The organism is Kitasatospora sp. NPDC057512 (assembly GCF_042802135.1).
Classification (GTDB): domain Bacteria; phylum Actinomycetota; class Actinomycetes; order Streptomycetales; family Streptomycetaceae; genus Kitasatospora.
This window is the reverse complement of sequence record NZ_JBHVET010000835.1, coordinates 1-3,402: the sequence shown is the minus strand read 5'-3', so window position 1 is coordinate 3,402 and position 3,402 is coordinate 1. Positions and strand designations below refer to the sequence as shown.

Sequence of the window (3,402 nt, the reverse complement as noted above, 5' to 3'; positions counted from 1 at the left end):
CGTCACGGGTCCGGCGGTGGCGCTTTCGGCGGTGCGCGCGGGCTTATGACAACGGCATTGACGTGTGGCGGCGCCGCCGGTTTCATGGCTCGCACTTCCCGCCCGCGTCACCCCCGCGACCGGTGCGGGAGTTCCCCCACACGCGCACCCCACGACCAAGGCGGTGATCCGTTGGCATCGACGGTGAAGGACACGGGCGGCGGCCCGAGAGCGGACGCGGCAGGAACCCACGTCGCGATGCAGAGGTCGCTCGGCCTGCTGGACGGGGCGGCGATCGCCGCCTCCAGCACGGCCGCCACCAGCAGCATCGGGATCGGCCTGGGCCTGATGGCCGGGGTGGTCGGCCTGCACCTCCCGGCGATCATGCTGCTGGCCTTCCTGCCGGTGCTCGCCATCGCCGGCGGGTACGGGCGGCTGAACGCCGTCGAGCCGGACGCGGGCAGCAGCTACCGGTGGGTGGGGCGCACCCTCAGCCCCTGGCTGGGCTTCCTCACCGGGTGGGTGAACACCGTGGGGACCGTCGTCTTCATGGCGTACACCACGACCGTCACCGGTTCCTCGATCGTCCAACTGCTCGACCAGGCCCACGTCCGCAGCGTGGCCGGGCTGCGGCTCGACGCCGACTCCACCGTCCAGTGCACCCTGCTCGGCCTGGTGGTGCTGGTGGGCGCCGCGCTGGTCGCGGTGCGCGGGCTGGACCTGGCGGCCCGGTTGCAGAAGGCGCTGCTGGTCTTCGAGTACGCCGTCCTGCTCGGCTTCTGCGGCTACGGGCTGTTCGCCGGCGACCAGCCGTTCTCGCTCCAGTGGTTCAACCCCTTCGACATCCCCTCCTTCGACGCCGTCGCCCAGGGCATGGTGCTGGCGGTGTTCTGCTACTGGGGCTTCGAGTCGGTGTTCAGCGTCGGCGAGGAGGTGCGCGACCCGCGGGACGCCTCCCGGGGCGGCCTGCTGGCCCTGGTGGTGATGCTGGCGCTGTTCCTGCTCGCCGGTACGGCCTTCCAACGGGTCCTGCCGATCGACGAGTTGGCCGACAACGGCGCCCACGGGCTGACCTACTTCGGGACGAAGCTGGCCGAACAGCCGCTGGCCGCACTGCCGTTGATCGCGCTGATGTTCTCCGCGGTGGCCTCGTTGCAGTCCTCGGTGATCCCGACCGCGCGCGGGATGTACGCGATGGGGCGCGACCGGGTGCTCGGCCCGGTCTGGACCCGCCTGCACCCCCGGCACGCCACGCCCGCCGTCGGCACCCTGCTGATCACCGGCGTCGCCGTCGCCCTGGCGCTGGCCTCCATCGCCATCCCGACCGTCAACGACCTGATCTCGGCCGCGGTCAACGCGATCGGCGTCGTCGTCGCCCTCTACTACGCGCTGACCGCCGTCGCGGCCGCCGTCCGGTTCCGCGGGCTGCTGCGCACGGCCCCGCTGGACGGGCTGCGCGCGGTGGTCGGGCCGCTGCTGGGCGCGGCGGCGCTGCTCGCCGTCGGCGGCTACCTCGCCTGGACCTTCTACGACTCCACGGACCACTTCGAACTCGCCGCCGACAACGGGTGGTTCGAGCTGTCCGTGGTGATCATGATGATCGTCAGCGGGCTGCCGGCGGCGGCCTGGGCCCGCTGGCGGCGGCGCTCACCGTACTTCCTGCGGGAGGACGCGGTGGCCGGATGACCGCCCGTACGACGTACCACCAGGCACGACCACGCGAGAACGGAGCACCACCCATGACCCAGGCCGATCTGGTCTTCACCCACGGCCCCGTCCACACCGGCGACGCGGCCCGTACCCGGGCGAGCGGGCTGGCGGTCGTCGGCGAGCGGATCGCCGCCGTCGGGCACGACGAGGTCCGGGAGCTGATCGGGCCGAGGACCGAGGTCGTCGACCTCACCGGCAGGCTGCTGCTGCCCGGCTTCCAGGACGCGCACGTCCACGCCGTGTTCGGCGGCGCCGAGTTGGCCTCCTGCGACCTCACCGGGACGGTCGGCGTCGCCGACTACCTGGAGCGCGTCCGGGCGTACGCCGAGGCCCACCCGGACCAGGAGTGGATCACCGGCAGCGGGTGGTCGATGGAGAGCTTCGACGGCGGCCTGCCCACCCGGCAGCTGCTCGACTCCGTCGTCCCCGACCGGCCGGTGTACCTGACCAACCGGGACCACCACGGCGCCTGGGCCAACACCCGGGCGCTGGAACTCGCCGGGCTCACCGCCGACACCCCTGACCCGGCCGACGGGCGGATCGAGCGCGAGGCCGACGGCACCCCCGGTGGCACCCTCCAGGAGGGCGCCACCGCCCTGGTTGCCCGGCTGCTGCCGCCCTCCACCGCCGCCGACCGGCTGGCCGGACTGCTGCGCGCCCAGCGGCTGCTGCACTCGCTCGGCATCACCGGCTGGCAGGACGCGCTGCTCGGCGCGTTCAACGGCCAGCCGGACCCGTCCGACGCCTACCTGGCCGCCGCCCGCTCCGGCGCGCTGACCGCCCGGGTGACCGGCGCGCTCTGGTGGGACCGGGACCGCGGCGCCGAGCAGATCCCCGACCTGGTGCGGCGGCGCGGGGAACTGGCCCACGGACGGTTCCGGGCCGGCTCGGTGAAGATCATGCAGGACGGCATCGCGGAGAACTTCACCGCCGCGATGACCAGCCCGTACCTGGACGGCTGCGGCTGCGCAACCGCCAACTCCGGCCTCAGCTTCGTCGACCCGGAGGCGCTGCGCGGGTACGTCACCGCACTGGACGCGCTCGACTTCCAGGTGCACTTCCACGCGCTCGGCGACCGGGCCGTGCGCGAGGCGCTGGACGCCGTCGAGGCCGCCCGCACCGCCAACGGCCGGCGCGGCGCCCGGCACCACCTCGCCCACCTCCAGGTGGTCCACCCGGACGACCTCCCGCGCTTCGCCCGGCTCGGCGCCGTCGCCAACATCCAGCCGCTCTGGGCCGCGCACGAGCCGCAGATGGACGAGCTGACCATCCCCTTCCTCGGGCCGGAGCGGGCCGCCTGGCAGTACCCGTTCGGCGCGCTCCAGCGGGCCGGCGCCACCCTCGCGGCGGGCAGCGACTGGCCGGTGAGCAGCCCGGACCCGCTGGCGGGGCTGCACGTGGCGGTCAACCGGATGGAGCCGGAGGCCACCGACGGGCGGGTCTTCCTGCCCGAGCAGCGGCTCGACCTGGGCTCGGCCATCGCCGCGTACACGGCCGGCAGCGCCTACCTGAACGGGCACGACGACGCCGGGGTACTGGCCGTCGGGCGGCTCGCGGACCTGGTGGTGCTCGACCGGGACATCCTGACCGGGCCGCCGGAGGAGATCGCGCGGGCCCGGGTGGAGCGCACGTACGTCGGCGGGGAGCTGGTGCACGCGGCGGACTGACCCGGCCCCGGGCCCGACCGGCCGCCGGTGGTGGGCGCACGGGGGC

Annotated in this window: 2 protein-coding genes; both read left to right on the top strand. The window is 74.3% G+C overall.

Going from position 1 to position 3,402, the window contains the following annotated elements:
* Window positions 1-237 precede the first annotated feature (237 nt).
* A complete protein-coding gene (locus ACFU6K_RS34495) occupies window positions 238-1,665 on the top strand; it encodes an APC family permease (protein ID WP_380669868.1) in 1,428 nt (475 codons plus the stop codon).
* Window positions 1,666-1,718: 53 nt separating this feature from the next.
* Complete coding sequence (locus tag ACFU6K_RS34490) at window positions 1,719-3,356, top strand: amidohydrolase (protein WP_380669866.1); 1,638 nt, start codon at window positions 1,719-1,721, stop codon at window positions 3,354-3,356.
* Window positions 3,357-3,402: the final 46 nt, after the last annotated feature.